We start from the raw sequence: 21,319 nt of genomic DNA, 5'->3' as shown, positions 1-21,319 counted from the left end.
ATAAGTGGAGAAGAAATCGCCTATGAGTCGTGTTGAACGCTTGCACCGTGAAAAGGTCACACGTTACTCAATCCGTAAATATAGTTTTGGAGCAGCCAGCGTAGCAGTTGCTGCCCTGTTCATGTTCTTGGGAAATGGAGCTGTATCAGCTAATGAGCTAAGTAAACAAGATACACCAGATGTAGAAGCTCTAGCGCCAGCCCTTGATGCCCCATCAACTCCAGCAGAAAGCGTTCCAGCAGCACAACCAGTTGTAGAAGAACCAACAAAACCAGCTGCAGCAGAAGTAACAACTCCAGCTTTGGACAAAAAGCAACTTGAAAACTACATTTCAGAAGTTAAATCAAAACTTTCTGCAGGTAAGTATGCTAATAAAACAGAGGAGAGCCTTGCTCTTTTGAATGGTGAATTGGCTTCTGCTGAGTCTACACTCGCTTCTGCAACTAGTCAAGATGAATTGACAAAGGCTTATCAGAAACTAGTGACGTTTGTTAGTTCAGGGTTAAAAAACAAACCAAAAGATTCAAAAGACGCTCCGAAAGTAGACACTACTAACGGACAACCAACTGTAGGTAAAAAAGCCGAAAACACTGAGAAAAAATCAGAATCTAACGCAATCGAAAACACAGGTTCAAACGACCCACGTAATGAGAAAGAGATTAGTAAAGATAATCCGTTTAGAACAGAAGCGACTGATACGGAAGGTCCAGTGGCAGAAATACCATATTCCGAGGGTAGGAATGTATATGTATATGGTGGAGAATCAGAAGGGTTTGATATAAAAATCAAAGATAATTCTGGAGTTGTTGCAAATGCCACTATTGTACGAGGAGGTAATCAGCCATTTACTGCTGTTTCAGGTGAAACAGATATACTTGACGTGGAATTTGGTTATAAAGCAAATGTCTTTTCAACAGAAACTCCAGCGAGTGAGTCTAATCCAGCTGTTATTCATTATACAGGTCTTCCTGGTGGTACATTAAATCAAAAACAATTAGAAGATGCTAGAACTACAGGATTAAATCTAGGTTGGCGTTATGTTAAGGCGACAGATAAAGCAGGGAATGGTTTAAGAGCGATAGATGAAAGAGATGACAAACCAGGCGCTCTTTATGTTGTCGTTAAACCTCAAACATATAAATACAACATCCAACAACCAGAAAACAATGCGAATAAAATTGCTGTTTCAGATATTAACAACTTAACGGAAACTGATATTCAGAAAATTAAAGACCAAATCAAAATTGGATATTCTAAAACAAGCCAAGATGCTAGATTTGAATCTAAAAAAGGTCAAGATTTAGATAATCAAGCTTCTGTAGTGAAAAGTATTGACGTAAATGGACAAACTATCACTGTAACCTATAACGATGATTCAACAGACACAGCTTCAATTTCTGATGTGGCACGTACCAATAACGCACCAACAGTCGAAATTCCATTCTCTGATGCTGCAACAAAGCAGGTTTATGTTTATGGAGGAGAAGAAAATTCATTTGATATTAAATTCAAAGATGACTCAGGTAAGATCAAGAGTGCTGCAGTAGTTCAAGGCGGGAATAATGCATTTAATAAAGTAGAAGGTGAAGAAAATAAAGTAGATGTTGAGTGGGGATACACTGCGAACTTTATTGATGCTGAAACAACAGCAACAGAAGATTCACCGGCAATTATTAGTTATTCAGGAATGCCTGGAGGTAAGCTAACAAATAAACAATTAGAAACAGCCAGAACTAAAGGTTTAGTGTTAGGTAAGCGATATGCAACAGCGGCTGACTTAGATAATGCAATAATTAAAAATACTGCTCGAGGTAATTCGTTCCAAACAGACCCAGGAGCATTTGAAGTTGTATTGAAACCACAAACTCAAAAGTATGACATTCAAACACCAGCAGAAGCTGATAAAGTAGCAGTGGATGACGCGTCAGATGTGAGTGAAGCAGAATTTAATAAAATCAAAGATAAGATTAAGATTGAATACTCTAAAAATAACATCGATGCTCGTCTGGCTGATAAAAAAGGTCAAGCTGTAGAAAATCAAGCAGACCGTATTGCAAGCATTAAAAAAGTTGATAACAATGTAGTTGTAACCTATAAAGATGGTTCAACAGACACTAGACCATTGACTGATTTTGCACGTACGAACAATGCTCCAGAAGTAACAATCCCTTACTCTACAACTGCAAATGGTAAAAAAGATGTCTATATTTATGCTAATGAAGATATCAATATCGATATTAAATATACAGATGATTTAGGTAAGATTAAATCTGCAACAGTTAAAAAAGGTGGAAACAATGATTTAAGTGCAACTGCGAATCCTGCAGTTTTAGATAACGAATATGATATGACTTTAACGCCAATTACTGCAGAAACAGTAGCGACAGCTGAAAATCCTGCAATTGTGAAAATTGGTGGTAAGGTAACGAAAGAGACACCTAAACTTGACGCGGCTAAATTCCCTAAAGGTGATAATGATGAATATCGTCTAGTAACTCGTTATGCAACTGCAACTGACACAGATGGAAAAGAAATTCGTAATGTTGCTAAAGGTTCTTCATATGAAACTGACCCAGGTTCATTCAGTATTGTATTAAAATCTCAAACGAAAAAATATGACATTAGAGAGTTGGCTGATGCTGAGAAACCGGTGGTATCAAACATTGATAATATTCCAGCAGATGAGTTAGCTAATATTAAAGAAAATCTTCCATTAGAATACTCTAAGAAAAATGAAGATAAGAACTTAGAAGATAAAAAAGGAAAAGCAGTAGAAGCTGAAAATGCTAAGAAGGTTGTAAAAGATCTTGTTCAAGAGGGTACGAACTTAGTAGTAACTTATCAAGATGATTCTAAAGATACAATTCCTGTAGAGAAAGTTGTGAAATTAGATAAACAACCAGCTATTGATGCGGTTACTAACAAAGCGACAGAACAAATCGCAGCTATCAATGGTAACGATAAGTTAACACCAGCTGAAAAAGAAAAAGCTATTGCTGAAGTTAATAAAGATAAAGACGCAGCATTAGAAAAAATCGCTGATGCAACAAATGCAGCAGATATAACTGCAGGTAAAGATGAAGGTACTGGTGCTGTAGCGAAAGTAAATCCAATCGGTAAAGAAAAAGCTAAAGAAGAAATCGCTAAGACTTTGGAAGCTAAGAAGGATGCTATTGCGAACAATGATAGCTTAACACAAGCCGAGAAGGAAAAAGCTAAAAAAGATGCTGAAGACAAGGCAGCCGCCGCCCTTGCTGAAATCGAAAAACAACCAGCAACAGCAGAAACAGCAGCTGCGGCAACAGCAGCTCAAACTACTGTAAATGAAAAACAAGCTGAAGGAACCAAAGAAGTTGCTAAAATCAACCCAATCGGTAAACAAGCAGCATTAGACAAAATCGATGAAGCTTTAAAAGCTAAAGAAGCAGAAATGGATGCCCGCACTGACCTAACAGAGGAAGAAAAGGCAGAAGCGAAGGCAGAAGCTAAAAAACTTGCTGATGCTAAGAAAGCTGAAATTAAGGATAAAAATGATAATGCAGAAACGCCTGAAGCAGCTACACAAGAGCAAGGTAAAATCGATACAGCAGGCGATACTGGAAAAACACAGGTAGAGGGTGTTACTAAACCTGCTGCTAAAAAACCAGCAGCTAAAACAGCGGTAGAAACTACAGCCGCTGCTAAAAAGCAAGAAATTGCTCAAGACGCAGCCTTGACTGAAGAAGCTAGAGCAAAACTTCAAGCTGAGGTAGATGCTGTTAAGAAAGCTTCGGAAGAGGCAATCGATGGTGCTAAGAAAAATGCCGATGTTGATAACGCTAAGAAATCAGCAGAAGCAGCGATTAAAGCCATCAACTCTGCTCGTTTACCAGCGAACAAGGTAATTGCTGAAAATCCAACAGCCTTAAATGAGGATGAACGGAAAAAACTAGAAGATGCTATTAAAGCAGTAAACCCTCCTGGAACGACGGTAGTTGTTAAGGATGATGGAAGTGCTGAAGTAACCTTACCAGGGAAGCAAGCACCTGAAACATTAAAACAAACAGACCTAACAAAAGATGTAAATGCTTTAGATACTGCAGGTGGTGGCAACAACATCAACCGTCCAACGGATAAAGTGATTGTTGGAAATCCTGAAAGTTTGACAGATGCAGATAAAGAAAACATCAAAAAAGCTGTTCGTGAAGTAAATCCTAATGCTGTTGTGACAATTGATGACAATGGTACAGTAACGGTTTCAACACCAGAAGGAAATACAGCAGGATTTACAGCCAAAGAATTGGTGCGTACTTTAGCTGATGCAGCAAATCCTGATTCAGGTAATGCAGGTGTTCGTAAGCCAGCAGATAAAAAAGTTGGACTAGCGACAGACCCGGCAGCACAAGCTGAAGTAACTGAAAAACTGAAAAAATTAAATGGTGGCGACGAAAAAGTTAAAGCTGTTAAATATGACGGTGAAGGAAATGCAACAGTAGTTCTTAAAGACGGAACAATTGCGACAATTCCAGCAGGTGACTTATTCAAGACAGAAGAAGACGCTAAGAAAGCAAACGGTGGCGATGACATCAACAAACCGAATGCCCAAACAGTTGTAGAAGATATTGCAGCATTGCAAGGTGAGGCAAATAAAGAAAAACTTGATAAAGTAAAAGCTGAAATTAAAGCGAAAGTAGAAGCAGTAAACCCAGGTGCAGTTGTAGTAGTTGACGACCAAGGAAATGCAGTTGTAACAACACCAGAAGGTAAAACAGCAGTTATTGACGCAGATGATTTAATTAAAAAACCTAATGAAACATCAACTGCCAAAGCTGGTAACAACATCAACAACCCAGCTGACAGAGTACGTGTTGATAACAGTAAGCAATTAACAGACCCTGAACTTGCTAGAATTAAAGCAGCAGTTGAAGCAGTGAACCCAGATGCTACAGTAGTAGTGGATGACAACGGAAATGCGACTGTAACAACTAAAGATGGTAAAACTGCGACAATTCCAGTGGCAGATTTAGTCAAATCAGATGCTGATAAAGAGAATGTAACTGGTGGAAACCAAGTAAACACTCCAGCTGATAGAGTAGTGGTAGACAGTACAGATGCACCATTACCACAAGAAGTTACAGACGCTATTAAAGCTAAAATTCAAGCAGTAAATCCAGATGCAACAGTTGTTGTAGATGAAAAAGGAAATGCAACAGTAACAACGAAAGACGGAGCTGTAGCAACAATTCCAGCAAGCGATTTAGTAAAACCTAAAGCTGACTTAGCTGATCCAGCGAAACAAGATGCTGTAAACAAACCAGCAGACAAAGTAGTAGTTGTTCCAGAATTAGAAGCAGCTGATAAAGATTTACCACAAGAAGCTAAAGACGCTATTAAAGCAGCAGTTGAAGCAGTAAATCCAGATTCTACTGTAGTAGTTGACGATAAAGGAAACGCAACAGTAACAACACCAGAAGGTAAAACTGTCGTTATTCCAAAAGCTGACTTAGTGAAGAAAGAAGCTGACAAAGAAACTGCCAAAGCTGGTAACAACATCAACAAACCAGCAGACAAAGTAGTTGCTAATAAAGATGCCTTAACTCCTGAAAATATCGCAGCAATCAAAGCTAAAGTTCAAGCAGTAAACCCAGATGCAACAGTAGTAGTAGACGACAAAGGAAACGCAACTGTAGTTACACCAGACGGACAAACAGCAACAATTCCAGTAACTGACTTAGTGAAATCTCCAGAAGAAGCTAAAGATGAAAAAGCAGGAAACAACGTCAACAAACCAGCCGATAAAGTAGCAGCAACAAAAGCTGATTTAGCTGATGATGCGAAGAAAGCAGACGTTAAAGCTAAAATCAAAGCGGCTGTAGAAGCAGTGAACCCAGAAGGTTCAAAAGTATTCGTAGACGACCAAGGAAATGCGACTGTAACAACTCCATATGGTAAAACAGCAACAATTCCTGTTGAAGATCTTATCAAAGATACAACTCAACCAAATGCAGGAAACAAAGTAAACACACCAGCAACGAAAGTGGTTGTAACAGATCCTGCTAATATCAAGGCTGATGAAGATAAGATTAGAGCAGAAATCCTGAAAGTTAACCCAGGTGCAACAGTTGCATTTGACGAAAAAGGAAACGCAACAGTAACAACGAAAGATGGAGCTGTGGCAACAATTCCAGCAGCTGATTTAGCAAAAGATGCAGCTGACTTAAGGAACCCAGACAAACAAGATGAAGTTAACAAACCAGCGGACAAAACACTTGTTAAGAAAGCAGGTAAATTAACTCAAGATGAAAAAGACGCAATCAAAGCAGAAATCGCTAAAGTAAATAGAGATCCGAAGACAACTATCGTAGTTGATAACGAAGGAAATGCAACAGTAACAACTCCAGACGGTAAAACTGTAGTAATTGCCAAAGAAGACTTAGTGAAATCTCCACAAGAAGTTGATGGTGCAAAAGCAGGAAATAACATCAACAAGCCAGCGGATAAAGTAGCGGCAGCGGCGGCAGATTTAGTTGGACCTAAGAAAGATGAAGTTGCAGCTAAAATCAAAAAAGCGGTTGAAGCAGTAAACCCAGGAGCGACTGTATTCGTTGACGAAAAAGGAAACGCAACAGTAACAACTCCAGAAGGAAACACAGCAACAATCCCTGTTGAAGATTTACTGAAAGATCCAGCAGCTAAAGATACTCCATCAGCAGGAAACAAAGTAAACACTCCAGCGGAAAGAACAGTAGTAGCAGATCCAGCTAAATTAACTGATGCTGAAAAAGCTAAGACTACTGTAGCGATTCAAGAGGTAAACCCTGAAGGAACTAAAGTTGTATTTGACGAAGCAGGAAATGCAACAGTAACAGTACCAAATCAAGACGGTACTACAGCTACAGCGACAATCCCTGTAAGTGATTTAGTGAAATCAAATGCTAAAGAAGACTTGGAAAATGCAGCGAAACAAGATGCGGTTAAGAAACCTATCGATCAAACAGTAGTTGCTGATAAAGATGCATTAACTAAAGCAGATTTAGCCGCTATTAAAGCTAAGGTTCAAGAAGTTAACCCAGATGCAACTGTAGTAGTTGATGCAAAAGGAAACGCAACAGTAACAACACCAGACGGAAAAACAGCAGTAATTCCAGCGGATGATTTAGTGAAAACTGATGATGAAGTATTAAGCGATCCAAAAGCAGGTAACGTTATTAACAAACCAGCAGACGGCGTATTTGTTAAAGATGGACAAATCACGGATGATGTTAAAGCTAAAATCGCTGCTAAGGTTCAACGAGTAAATCCAGGTTCAACAGTATTCGTAGATGAAAATGGAAATGCGACAGTAACAACATCAGAAGGTAAAACTGCAACAATTCCAGTGAAAGATTTAACGAAGACTGATGCTGATAAAGCTAAAGTGAATGCAGGAAATAAAATCAATTCACCAGCAGACAGAGTCTTAGTCAAAGACAGAGATAAATTGACAGCGGAAGATATTCAAGAAATTGAGAAAAACATCTTAGAAGTTAACCCAGGAGCAACAGTAGTATTTGATGCAAAAGGAAATGCGACTGTTAAGAATGCAAATGGAGACATCGCAACAATTCCTGTAGAAGCCTTAGCGAAACCAAAAGCAGATCTATTAAAACCTGAGAAACAAGATTTAATTAAGAAACCTGTTGACAAAGTGTTAGTAACAGATCCAGCTAATGTGGATAAAGACGCTATTAAGAAAGCTGTTGAGGAAGTGAACCCAGGTTCAACGGTTGTTGTTGATGACAATGGAAATGCAACGATAACTACAGAAGATGGTAGAAGCTTTGTAATTCCAGCAAAAGATTTAGTGAAAACTCCAGAAGAAGCTAAAAATGCAAAAGCTGGAAACAACATTAACAAACCAGCTGATAAAGTAGTAGTAGAAGATCCAACTAAACCATTATCTCAAGAAGAGAAAAAAGCGATTGAGGCTAAGATTAAAGCAGTAAATCCAGATGCAAAAGCGATCTTCGTAGATGATAAAGGAAATGCAACGGTAACTATAGAAGATAAAGATGGTAATACGGAAACAGCAACAATTCCAGCGGCAGATTTAGTAACAAGTCAAGAAGAAGCTAAACAACCAAATGCAGGAAACAAAGTTAACACACCAGCTGATAAAGTAGTTGTAAGTGATCCAGATCATTTATCAGACGAGGATAAAGCTAAGATTACAGAAGCGATCAAAGCGGTAAATCCAGAAGCTAAGGTGGCATTTGACGACAAAGGAAATGCAACGGTAACAACTAAAGATGGTGATATTGCAACAATTCCAGCGGCTGATTTAGTGAAAACTGCAGAAGAAGCAGCGAAACCAAATGCAGGAAACAATATCAACACACCAGCTGATAAGACTGTAGTAGCAGATCCAAACTCATTAACTGATGATGAGAAGAAAGCAATTGCGGCTAAAGTAGCAGCAGTTAACCCTGGTGCAACTGTAGCAGTAGATGACAAAGGAAACGCAACAGTAACAGTAAATGGTAAGACAGCGGTCATTCCAGCGGCGGCATTAACTAAGACAGCAGATTCAGCTAAAGAACCAAATGCAGGAAACGATGTAGTTAAACCAGCTGACAAGACAGTTGTAGAAAATCCAGAATCATTAACAAAAGATGAGCAAGATGCAATCGCAGCTAAAGTTGCAGAAGTGAATCCAGAAGCTAAAACTGTAGTTGTTGATGACCAAGGAAATGCAACTGTAACAACTAAAGATGGTAAGACAGTGGTTATCCCAGCGAAAGATTTGGTGAAAACAGCAGAAGAAGCAGCTAAGCCAAATGCAGGAAACGATGTAAACACTCCAGCAGATAAGACTGTAGTAGCAAATCCGAATGCTCTAACTCCAGAAGAGAAAAAAGCAATCGAAGAAAAAGTTAAAGCAGTAAATCCAGGTGCTGAAGTTGTAGTGGACAACAAAGGAAACGCAACAGTAACTAAAGATGGTAAGACAGCAGTCATTCCAGCTGCGGCATTAACTAAGACAGCAGATTCAGCCAAAGAGCCAAACGCAGGAAACGACGTAGTTAAACCAGCAGATAAGACTGTAGTAGCAAATCCAGACTCATTAACACAAGATGAGAAAGATGCAATTGCAGCTAAAGTTAAAGCAGTAAATCCAGATGCGACTGTAGTAGTAGACGACAAAGGAAATGCAACAGTTACACCTAAAGATGGAAAACCAGTTGTCATTCCAGCATCAGACTTAACTAAGACAGCATCAGACGCAGCTAAACCAAACGCAGGAAACGACATCGTTAAACCAGCAGATAAGACTGTAGTAGCAAATCCAGACTCATTAACACAAGATGAGAAAGATGCAATTGCAGCTAAAGTAGCAGCCGTCAACCCAGGTGCTGAAGTTGTAGTGGACGACCAAGGCAACGCAACAGTAACAGTAAATGGTAAGACAGCGGTCATTCCAGCGGCAGACTTAACGAAGAATGCAGATGCAGAAAAGGCACCAAAAGCAGGAAACGACATCGTTAAACCAGCTTCTAAGACAAAAGTTGCAAATCCAGACTCATTAACACAAGATGAGAAAGATGCAATTGCAGCTAAAGTAGCAGCCGTAAATCCAGGTTCAACTGTAGTCGTAGACGACCAAGGAAATGCGACAGTAACTCTTCCAAACGGAAATACAGCAGTTATCCCAGCATCAGATTTAACAAAATCTGAAAAAGATGTGAATGATGGAAAAGCTAAAGACAACGCAGTTACACCAGCTTCTAAGACAAAAGTAGCAAATCCAAATTCTCTAACTCCAGAAGAGAAGAAAGCAATCGAAGACAAAGTTAAAGCAGCAAATCCAGGTGCTGAAGTTGTAGTAGATGACCAAGGAAATGCAACTGTAGTGAAAGATGGCAATGTTTCAGTTATCCCATCAACAGACTTAGTTAAAGTTGAAGATGATGCTACGAAACCAAATGGTGGTAACGATGCAAACACACCAGCAGCTAAGACTGTAGTAGCAGATCCAACTAAACTTACAGATGAAGAAAAAGCAGCTGTTAAGAAAGCTGTAGCAGCAGTCAACCCAGGTTCAACTGTAGTAGTAGACGATAAAGGAAACGCAATAGTAACCAAAGGTGACGGAACAGTTCTTAACATCCCAGCTACAGACTTAGTAATCCCAGCAGAAAAATTTGCTGACGAAGCTAAGACTGCTAAAGTGAAAACACCAGCTATCCGTACATTAGTTGGAAATAAAGAAAACTTAACAAAAGACGAAAAAGATGCTGTTAAGAAATCAATTGAAGCAGTAAACCCAGGCGCAACTGTAGTAGTAGACGATAAAGGAAACGCAACAGTAACAATGCCAGACGGTTCTACAGCAACAATTTCTAAAGAACAACTAGTGAAGAATGCAGAAGAAGCGAAAGCTAAAAACGGTGGTAATAATCTTGATTTCGACTTGAGTAAAGTAGAGGTAGCAGACCTTGCTAATATTACTCCAGAAGAAAAAGCGAAATTCCAATTCAAAGTTCTAGGTGCTATCACAAATGTAGAAGAATTCGATCTTGATGCTTACATTAAATCAACAGATAAAGATGGAAACACAGTTTACACATCTAAAGATTCTAAAGTGAAAATTACAATCGACAAAGATGGTAATGCAACAGTCGAAAAAGATGGTAAGAAAGAAGTAGCTGTTAATATTGATAAAGCTGGAAATGTAACAATCGTTACAAAAGAAGGCCAAGTATTAGCAATTCCAAGAGATGACGCATTCAAACAACGTCCATATGTACCATCAAATGGTGGAGGCAATAACGCAGCTAATAACACTGCCGCAAAAGTGGATAAAGCGAAGTTAGAAGGTGCTATCCATCAATTAGATGAATTGTTCATCCAAGAATCAGCTAAGCTTGATGCAGAAACTGCAAAAGAAGCGACTGACTTATTGGCAGACGCTAAGAAAGTATTTGCAGATCCGAAAGCAAGCCAAGATGAAGTGGATGCAATGGTTAAACGTATCGAAGACTTCATGGCGAAAGTTGCTCCAGCAACTGACCCTACAAGCCCAGCTAAGGACCAAGCTGCTCAAACATCAGATGTAACTCCAGCTACTGCTCAAGCAGCAAATGCCAACCAAGCAGCAACAAACGCGCGTAAAGCAGCTAAAGAATTGCCAAATACAGGTACAGCAGATTCTACTGTAGCTATGGTAGCAGCTGCCGCAAGTGCCTTACTTGGTCTTGGTCTTGCAGGCCGTCGTCGTAAAGAAGACGAAGAAGCTTAATTGGTAGATTGTTTGATAATTATCGAATAATAAATCCGATTTTCAAAGCTTAAACAAGTACCTCTCATAAGAAAATCTCCTAGCAGGAAAGTCTGCTAGGAGATTTTTGTATTTCAGGAAGTGGACGGCTGACTTGGCAACCAGCTAAGGGTGAAAGTTAGTTGCTCAGCTTTTAGGAGATCTTGGTGTTGAATAGTTGATACTAGAGTTGTGTCCAGTCGGCATTCTTTGACAAAGTTGAAGTGGCTGTGGTTTTGCTCAGTATGAATATCTAGCCATTTATCTTCTTTGGCAAGATAGACTCGGAGATGGTCAAAGAGAGGAATTCCGAGGTCATAGCTTGGTTTTCCTGGACAGGTCGGATAAAATCCGAGAGCTGACCAGATGTACCAGGCCGAGAGACTACCATTGTCTTCATCGCCAGGATAGGCTTGCCGGCTTGGGTGAAAGGCTTTTTGACGTAAGGTCTTGATAAGAAGGGCAGTGTAGTCAGGGTAGTTACTGTAGCGGAAGAGATAAGGAATGTGGAAGCTAGGCTGGTTAGAAATGGCGAGTTGCCCAAAAGGAGCAGTAGCCATTTCGCTCATTTCGTGAATCTCGTAGCCATAGCCTGTTGTCTCAAAGAGGGGAGCCTCCTGACAGGCTTTTAAAAGATAGTTGCTAAAGGCTTCTTTTCCACCCATAAGCTGGATCAAGCCTGGGATATCGTGGAGGACGCCTAAAGTTGCTTGGATGGCAGAGCATTCGGCATAGTCGCGTCCCCAACTATAAGGAGAGAAGTCAGGACGGAAGTTGCCTTGACTATCACGCGCTCGCATGTAACCTGTCTCAGCGTCAAATAGATGGCGGTAATTTTGTGATGCGGCCTTGTAGGTTTCAGCGATTTCTATTTTCCCTAGTTTTTCAGCACAGCTAGCGATACAAAAGTCACTATAGGCATAGTCTAGGGTGTGGCTGACGCTTTCGTGGTGGTCGGTAGAGAGGTAGCCTAGTTCTTGGTATTTGGCTAGTCCGTGACGACCATTGATGCCGAGAGGGTCGGCCTTGCTGGCTGTTTCAAGCATGGCTTGGAGGAGTTCTTCTTCTAGGTCGGTGGTCATGTCCTTGCAGGCGCTATCTGCGATAATACCGTCTAAAAGTGTACCTGGCATCATACCCCGTTCATCTGGAGCCAGCCATTTTGGAAGGAAACCAGTATCGCGGTAGTTATTGAGAAATCCTTCTAAGAAGCGGTGGTAGTGTTCTGGTATGATAAGGGCAAAGAGGGGGAAGGTGGTGCGGAAGGTATCCCAGAAGCCATTGTTGCTGAATAGAACACCAGGCTTGACAGTGCCAGTAGCCAGATCCATGTGGATGGCTTGCCCTGATTCATCAACCTCATAAAAAGTCTGTGGGAAGAGGAAGAGTCTGTAAAGACAGTGATCAAAGAAGGTTCGGTCAGCTTTTCCTGTCTCTATAATGTCAAAACGATGGAGGAGATTTTCCCAGTCCGCTTGGGCATTTGCTTTACAGCTATCAAAATCTTCTTGAGGTAGATTGATTAGAGCTTGAGAAGGGGAGATGAAAGAAGTCGCTAGCTGAATTTCAGCATGACTATCTGCCAGGTCGATTCGCCAGTCTTCACCTTCTTGGCTGATAGCAAGAATATCCGTATTCATTTTCAGGGATGTGAACAGTATCAGTGGATTTTTGTTGGTTTCAGTTTTACCTTCTTGTCGCAGGGCAAGAGTTCGCTTATCTACTTGCTCCACGGTCAGTTCATCTGCTGCGTGAAGGTAGAGGGAGAGGGCTTTGCCTTGTTTTTGCTCCAAACGAATAGAAGCACCGTAGCAAGTCGGTGTGAGCTGGGTTTCAATCTGATAGCGCAGGGAGAAAATCTTCAGATAATGAGGTTTGAAAGAGGCCTTATCCATATCATAGGAAGACTGACGATGGAAGAGGCTGTCTCCACCTAGCTGGCCTGTGACAGGTGTCAGAAGGAGCCAAGAGTAGTCCCCAATCCAAGGACTAGGCTGATGGGTTAATCGAATCCCCTGAAAGATAGGCAGATGCGGATCGAAAAACCAAGCTCCCTCCTGGTCACTGGTCTGGGGCACAAAGTAATTCATCCCAAAAGGAACGCCTGTGTATGGCAGGGTATTTCCCCGAGAAAAGGCATGCTTGCTGGCAGTACCAAAGCGGGTATCGATGCTTTCAAGTAGTGGTTTCATAGTCTTTCCTTTAGCTGTTTTTATACATTATATCAGAAAAATGGGGCCTTTAGAAAAGGAGTTTCAAAGATAACTATTTTGTAGAAAAATGACTATCATTTGTGTATGTATTTTCTGTCTCAAAAGCTATATACTGAAAATGAAACTTGTTTGAAAGAGGATACTGCACGATGATTTATTCAAAAGAAATTGTTAGAGAATGGCTAGATGAAGTGGCAGAGAGGGCTAAGGACCATCCAGAGTGGGTGGATGTTTTCGAGCGTTGCTACACCGACACCTTGGACAATACAGTTGAAATCCTAGAAGATGGTTCAACCTTTGTGCTCACAGGAGATATTCCTGCTATGTGGCTTCGAGATTCGACAGCCCAACTCAGACCCTACCTGCATGTGGCTAAAAGAGATCCCATCCTGCGTCAGACCATTGCAGGTTTGGTCAAGCGTCAGATGACCTTGGTACTCAAGGATCCTTATGCCAATTCCTTCAACATAGAGGAGAACTGGAAGGGGCATCACGAGACCGACCATACAGACCTTAATGGCTGGATTTGGGAACGCAAGTACGAGGTGGATTCGCTTTGCTATCCTTTGCAGTTGGCTTATCTCCTCTGGAAAGAAACTGGCGAGACTAGTCAGTTTGATGAGACTTTTGTCGCAGCGACTAAGGAAATTCTCCATCTGTGGACGGTAGAACAAGACCACAAGAACTCTCCTTATCGTTTTGTCCGAGATACGGACCGCAAGGAAGACACCTTGGTAAATGATGGCTTTGGACCTGATTTTGCAGTGACAGGTATGACTTGGTCCGCTTTTCGTCCGAGTGATGACTGTTGTCAGTATAGTTACTTGATTCCGTCAAATATGTTTGCTGTAGTAGTCTTGGGTTATGTGCAAGAAATCTTTACAGAATTGAATCTAGCTGATAGCGAGAGCATTATTGCTGATGCTAAGCGTCTCCAGGATGAAATCCAAGAAGGAATTGAAAACTACGCCTACACAAGCAACAGCAAGGGCGAGAAAATCTATGCCTTTGAAGTGGATGGTCTAGGAAATGCTAGTATTATGGATGATCCAAATGTACCAAGTTTGTTGGCTGCGCCTTATCTGGGCTACTGTTCGGTCGATGATGAAGTGTATCAAGCTACTCGCCGTACCATTCTGAGCCCTGAAAATCCATACTTCTACCAAGGAGAATACGCTAGCGGTCTCGGAAGTTCTCACACCTTCTATCGCTATATCTGGCCAATCGCCCTGTCTATCCAAGGTTTGACAACAAGGGATAAGGCAGAGAAGAAATTCTTGCTAGATCAGCTGGTTGCTTGCGATGGGGGCACAGGTGTTATGCACGAAAGCTTCCACGTGGACGACCCAACTCTCTATTCTCGTGAATGGTTCTCTTGGGCCAACATGATGTTCTGTGAATTGGTCTTGGATTACTTGGATATCCGCTAAGGAACACGCTTTAGCTTCACTAATTCTTGTCAGAATTACACTTTTACATTTAAAATATGAAAAATTTAATTTAGAATGAGGTTTTACTTCATGGAAAATGTTGTCGTACATATCATCTCACATAGTCACTGGGATCGTGAGTGGTACTTGCCTTTTGAAAGCCACCGTATGCAGTTGGTGGAGTTGTTTGATAATCTCTTTGATCTCTTTGAAAATGATCCTGAGTTCAAGAGTTTCCATTTAGATGGACAAACTATTGTCCTTGATGACTACTTGGAGATTCGTCCTGAAAATCGTGACAAGGTTCAACGCTACATTGACGAAGGAAAATTGAAAATTGGTCCCTTTTACATTTTGCAGGATGATTACTTGATTTCAAGTGAAGCCAATATCCGCAATACCTTGATTGGTCAAGCAGAATGTGCAAAATGGGGCAAGTCAACCCAGATTGGTTACTTTCCAGATACCTTTGGAAATATGGGACAAGCTCCTCAAATCCTTCAAAAATCAGGCATTCATGTGGCAGCCTTTGGTCGTGGTGTGAAACCGATTGGATTTGACAACCAAGTCCTCGAAGATGAGCAGTTTACTTCCCAGTTTTCAGAAATGTACTGGCAGGGTGCGGACGGAAGTCGTGTCCTCGGGATTCTCTTTGCCAACTGGTACAGTAATGGGAATGAAATCCCAGTTGATAAAGACGAGGCCTTGACCTTCTGGAAACAAAAACTGGCAGACGTGCGTGACTATGCTTCGACCAACCAATGGTTGATGATGAACGGCTGTGACCACCAGCCTGTTCAGAAAAATCTGAGCGAAGCCATTCGTGTAGCAAATGAACTCTTCCCAGATGTAACCTTTGTTCATAGTTCTTTTGATGAATATGTACAAGCCGTGGAAAGTGCCCTACCAGAGCAGTTATCAACGGTTACAGGTGAGTTGACCAGTCAGGAAACAGACGGCTGGTACACACTTGCCAACACTTCTTCATCTCGTATTTATCTCAAACAAGCCTTCCAAGAAAATAGCAACCTCCTAGAGCAAGTAGTGGAGCCACTAACTATTATCACTGGGGGTCATAACCACAAGGACCAGTTGACCTATGCTTGGAAAACTCTTTTGCAAAATGCGCCGCATGATAGTATCTGTGGCTGTAGCGTGGACGAAGTTCACCGTGAGATGGAAACTCGTTTTGCCAAGGTTAACCAAGTCGGAACCTTTGTTAAGAGCAATCTTCTTAACGAATGGAAGGGTAAAATCGCTACGTCTAAGGCTCAAAGTGACTATCTCTTTACTGTCATTAACACAGGTCTGCATGATAAGGTCGATACTGTCAGCACAGTGATTGATGTTGCGACTTGTGATTTCAAGGAATTGCACCCAACAGAAGGTTACAAGAAGATGGCTGCTCTTACCTTGCCAAGCTACCGTGTGGAGGACTTGGATGGTCGTCCTGTAGAGGCTAAAATCGAGGATCTTGGGGCTAATTTTGAGTACGATTTACCAAAAGACAAGTTCCGCCAAGCTCGTATTTCTCGACAAGTGCGCGTGACTATTCCAGTTCACCTAGCGCCGCTTTCTTGGACAACTTTCCAATTGCTGGAAGGAGAACAAGAACACCGTGAGGGTATTTACCAAAACGGAGTGATTGATACGCCATTTGTAACGGTGAGTGTGGATGATACTATCACAGTTTATGACAAGACAACTCACGAAGCTTACGAAGATTTTATCCGCTTCGAAGACCGTGGTGACATCGGAAACGAGTATATCTATTTCCAACCAAAAGGAACAGAGCCAATCTATGCAGAGCTTAAGAGCTACGAGGTCTTGGAAAATACAGCTCGCTACGCTAAGATTTTGCTCAAACATGAATTGACCGTGCCTGTCAGTGCAGATGAAAAGCTAGAAGAAGAGCAAAAAGGCATCATCGAGTTTATGAAGCGTGAGGCTGGACGTTCAGAAGAATTGACAAGCATTCCTCTGGAAACTGAGTTGACTGTCTTCGTTGACAATCCACAAATCCGTTGCAAGACTCGCTTTACCAACACTGCCAAAGACCACCGTATCCGTCTCTTGGTCAAGACTCACAACACGCGTCCAAGCAATGATTCTGAAAGCATCTATGAGGTGGTGACACGACCAAACAAACCAGCTGCTTCATGGGAAAATCCTGAAAATCCTCAACACCAACAAGCCTTTGTCAGTCTGTATGACGATGAAAAAGGTGTGACTGTATCCAACAAGGGATTGAATGAATACGAAATCCTTGGAGACGACACCATTGCCGTGACCATTCTGCGTGCGTCAGGTGAGCTAGGTGACTGGGGCTACTTCCCAACACCAGAAGCACAATGCTTGCGTGAGTTTGAAGTCGAGTTTGCGCTTGAATGCCACCAAACCCAAGAACGCTTCTCGGCTTATCGTCGCGCTAAAGCCTTGCAGACGCCGTTTACCAGTCTTCAGCTTACTAGACAGGAAGGAAGCGTGGCTGCGACTGGTAGCCTCTTGAGCCATTCTGTTCTCAGCATACCGCAAGTTTGTCCAACAGCCTTTAAAGTGGCGGAAAATGAAGAAGGCTATGTCCTCCGTTACTACAATATGTGTAGTGAAAATGTACGTGTACCGGAAAGTCAACATCTCTTCCTTGACCTACTTGAACGACCATACCCAGTTCATTCAGGACTATTGGCTCCACAAGAAATTCGTACAGAATTCATCAAAAAAGAAGAAATTTAATTTCAAAAAGTAAACATAAAAAGAAAGGAGGGGCGAAAAGGTAAGAACTAACTACTGATTCGCCCCTTTTTATGGTAAAAACAATGACTATTGCAACGATTGATATCGGAGGGACTGGGATTAAGTTTGCCAGTCTGACTCCTGATGGGAAAATACTGAATAAGACAAGCATTCCAACGCCTGAAAGTTTGGAAGATTTACTAACTTGGCTAGACCAGCGCTTGTCAGAGCAGGATTATAGCGGGATTGCTATGAGCGTTCCAGGCGCGGTCAATCAAGAGACAGGTGTGATTGATGGCTTCAGTGCGGTGCCCTACATCCATGGCTTTTCTTGGTATGAGGCGCTTAGCTCTTATCAGATTCCTGTCCATCTGGAAAATGATGCCAACTGCGTTGGACTCAGTGAATTACTGGCTCATCCAGAACTTGAAAATGCAGCCTGTGTCGTGATTGGGACAGGGATTGGCGGAGCTATGATTATCAATGGCAGACTGCACCGAGGTCGCCACGGTCTGGGTGGAGAATTTGGCTATATGACAACCCTTGCCCCTGCTGAAAAGCTCAACAACTGGTCGCAACTAGCATCAACTGGAAATATGGTGCGATACGTGATTGAAAAATCTGGTCAGACTGACTGGGACGGCCGCAAGATTTACCAAGAAGCTAAAGAAGGTAATACCCTTTGTCAAGAAGCCATTGAGCGCATGAACCGTAATCTGGCGCAAGGTTTGCTTAATATCCAGTATCTGATCGACCCAGATGTCATTAGTCTGGGAGGCTCTATCAGTCAAAATCCAGATTTTATCCAAGGTGTCAAAAAAGCTGTAGATGACTTTGTTGAGACCTACGAAGAATACACGGTCGCACCCGTTATCCAAGCCTGCACCTATCATGCAGATGCCAATCTCTACGGTGCCCTTGTCAACTGGCTACAGGAGGAAAACCAATGGTAAGATTTACAGGAATTAGCAGTAAACAACATCAAGCTATAGAGTTGCTTCAAAAGCACATTTCGCTACCAGATGTAGAGGTAGCAGTCGCTCAATCTGACCAAGCCTCTATCTCTATCAAGGGTGAGGGTGGTCGCTATCAATTAACTTATCGCAACCCCCACCAACTTTATCGTGCCTTGTCCTTGTTGGTAACAGCTCTAGCAGAAGGTGACAAAGTAGAAATTGAGGAGCAGGCGGCTTATGAAGAGTTGGCTTATATGGCTGACTGTTCGCGAAATGCGGTGCTGAATGTGGCTTCTGCCAAGCAGATGATTGAGGTCTTGGCTCTCATGGGCTACTCAACCTTTGAACTCTACATGGAAGATACCTACCAGATTGAAGGGCAGCCTTACTTTGGCTATTTCCGTGGAGCTTATTCGGCTGAGGAGTTGCAGGAAATCGAAGCCTATGCCCAGCAGTTTGACATGACCTTTGTGCCATGTATCCAGACCTTGGCTCACTTGTCAGCCTTCGTCAAATGGGGTGTCAAAGAAGTCCAGGAGCTCCGTGATGTAGAGGACATTCTCCTCATTGGCGAAGAAAAGGTTTATAACCTGATTGATGGCATGTTTGCTACTCTATCTAAACTACAAACTCGCAAGGTCAATATTGGGATGGACGAAGCACACTTGGTTGGCTTGGGACGTTACTTGATATTGAACGGTGTTGTGGATCGTAGTCTCCTCATGTGCCAACACTTGGAGCGCGTGCTGGATATTGCTGACAAATATGGTTTCCACTGCCAGATGTGGAGCGATATGTTCTTTAAACTTATGTCAGCAGATGGCCAGTACGACCGTGATGTGGAAATTCCAGAGGAAACGCGTGTCTACCTAGACCGTCTCAAAGACCGAGTGACTTTGGTTTACTGGGATTATTACCAGGATAGCGAGGAAAAATACAATCGCAATTTCCGCAACCATCATAAGATTAGTCATGACCTTGCCTTTGCAGGGGGAGCTTGGAAGTGGATTGGCTTTACACCTCACAACCATTTTAGCCGTCTAGTAGCTATTGAGGCCAATAAAGCCTGCCGTGCCAATGAAATCAAAGAAGTCATCGTGACTGGTTGGGGGGACAATGGTGGTGAAACAGCCCAGTTTTCTATTCTCCCAAGCTTGCAAATCTGGGCAGAACTAAGCTACCGCAATGACCTAGACTGTTTGTCTGCACACTTCCAGACCAATACAGGTCTATCAGTTGAGGATTTCATGCAGATTGACCTAGCCAACCTCTTGCCAGACCTACCAGGCAATCTCAGTGGCATCAATCCCAACCGCTATGTCTTTTATCAGGATGTTCTCTGTCCGATCCTTGACCGGCACATGACACCTGAACAGGACAAACCACACTTTGCTCAGGCTGCTGAGATGCTTGCTGATATTAAAGAAAAAGCTGGCAACTATGCCTACCTCTTTGAAACTCAGGCCCAGTTGAATGCTATTTTAAGTAGCAAAGTGGATGTGGGAAGACGCATTCGTCAGGCCTATCAAGTAAACGATAAGGAAAGTCTGCAAGAAATCGCAAGACAAGAATTACCAGAACTCAGAAGCCAAATTGAAGACTTCCATTCCCTCTTTAGCCATCAATGGCTGAAGGAAAACAAGGTCTTTGGCTTGGATACGGTCGATATCCGTATGGGCGGACTCTTGCAACGCATCAAACGAGCAGAAAGCCGTATCGAGGCTTATCTGGCTGGTCAGCTTGACCGCATAGACGAGCTGGAAGTAGAAATTCTGCCATTTAACGACTTCTACGCAGACAAGGGCTTCGCAGCCACAACAGCCAACCAATGGCATACTATTGCGACAGCTTCAACCATTTATACAACTTAAAAATAAGAACACCTTGCTTGGCGTAGGGTGTTTCGCGTGAAACAGAGGGATTATCTAGTTTCAAATACTACAGTTAGACAAACTTATGTTAAAATGACTGAGAGGGAATGTCTCTTAGGAGCACCCCTATCGATTAGCTATTGGAGGTATTGTGGTACACTTAAAATTAGTAAAACAAGAAATAGAAGCTGAAAAGCCAGCATCTGTAGAAGCCTGGGTCATTTTCGTCAAATTTTAAAAAGGTTGCTACCGACATATACAAATTCCAAAAACAAAAACGTTAGCATAACTAGCAGATGTGATTTTATGGAGTTTTGATTTTGCAAATGATCATGCTCATGCATTTTTCATGGATAATGTTGCGTGGAGTCATGCAGATTCTTACTTTCTTAGCTTTGTTAGTGACGATGTTGAAGAACGTTACACAGAAAATGTCTATCTGGATACCCTAAGTGTCAAACAAAAATTTAAGTTTATTTTCGACTTCGGTGATGAATGGCGTTTCGAATGTCAAGTGCTGAGAGAAATCGAGACGGAGGACGAAGAAGCTTATCTCGTACGTTCGGTTGGAACGCCGCCAGAACAATATCCAGATTATGATGGTTTTGACTATGAAGAATGGTAAAATTGATTGTTAAACAATCTAAAAAAACAATTGGAATCAGTCTGTGTAGGCTTAGTATCTCAATTGTTTTTTGTGATGGTTTCAGATAAGAGAGTTTTTTAATACTCAATGAAAATCAAAGAGCAAACTAGGAAGCTAGCTGTAGGTTGCTCAAAACACTGTTTTGAGGTTTCAGATGGAAGCTGAGGAGGTTTGAAGAGATTTTCGAAGAGT

At 41.9% G+C, this 21,319-nt stretch carries 7 protein-coding genes; 6 read left to right on the top strand and 1 reads right to left on the bottom strand.

Features of this window, described 5'->3' with window-relative positions; translation table 11 throughout:
• Window positions 1-4 precede the first annotated feature (4 nt).
• Window positions 5-11,257, top strand: a complete 11,253-nt coding sequence (locus tag HT721_RS03335) for a DUF1542 domain-containing protein (RefSeq protein WP_173228908.1) — start codon at window positions 5-7, stop codon at window positions 11,255-11,257.
• A gap of 113 nt (window positions 11,258-11,370) precedes the next feature.
• Here the strand turns inward: HT721_RS03335 and HT721_RS03330 are convergent, their stop codons facing one another.
• Window positions 11,371-13,467, bottom strand: a complete 2,097-nt coding sequence (locus tag HT721_RS03330; protein WP_173228918.1) for a GH92 family glycosyl hydrolase — start codon at window positions 13,465-13,467, stop codon at window positions 11,371-11,373.
• Window positions 13,468-13,637: 170 nt separating this feature from the next.
• On the opposite strand from HT721_RS03330, the gene HT721_RS03325 reads away from it, so the two are divergent.
• The 5 genes from HT721_RS03325 (at window position 13,638) to HT721_RS03305 (ending at window position 21,106) form a co-directional block, all read left to right on the top strand.
• Window positions 13,638-14,918, top strand: coding sequence for a glycoside hydrolase family 125 protein (locus HT721_RS03325; protein WP_173228916.1), 1,281 nt, complete (start codon window positions 13,638-13,640; stop codon window positions 14,916-14,918).
• A 90-nt stretch (window positions 14,919-15,008) separates the two neighbouring features.
• Window positions 15,009-17,654 (top strand): alpha-mannosidase, encoded by a 2,646-nt coding sequence (locus tag HT721_RS03320; RefSeq protein WP_173228914.1) that lies wholly within the window; start codon window positions 15,009-15,011, stop codon window positions 17,652-17,654.
• 83 nt (window positions 17,655-17,737) lie between these two features.
• Entirely contained in the window at window positions 17,738-18,607 is an 870-nt protein-coding gene (locus HT721_RS03315; RefSeq protein WP_173228912.1) for an ROK family protein, read from the top strand.
• A complete protein-coding gene (locus HT721_RS03310; RefSeq protein ID WP_112444758.1) occupies window positions 18,601-20,481 on the top strand; it encodes a beta-N-acetylhexosaminidase in 1,881 nt (626 codons plus the stop codon). The genes HT721_RS03315 and HT721_RS03310 overlap by 7 nt, the downstream gene beginning before the upstream one ends.
• A 349-nt stretch (window positions 20,482-20,830) precedes the next feature.
• Complete coding sequence (locus tag HT721_RS03305) at window positions 20,831-21,106, top strand: hypothetical protein (protein WP_240149956.1); 276 nt, start codon at window positions 20,831-20,833, stop codon at window positions 21,104-21,106.
• Window positions 21,107-21,319: the final 213 nt, after the last annotated feature.

This window comes from Streptococcus sp. 4094 (assembly GCF_013277125.1).
Classification (GTDB): Bacteria; Bacillota; Bacilli; order Lactobacillales; family Streptococcaceae; genus Streptococcus.
The sequence above is the reverse complement of the archived record's forward strand: the minus strand, read 5'-3'. Positions and strand labels throughout refer to the sequence as shown.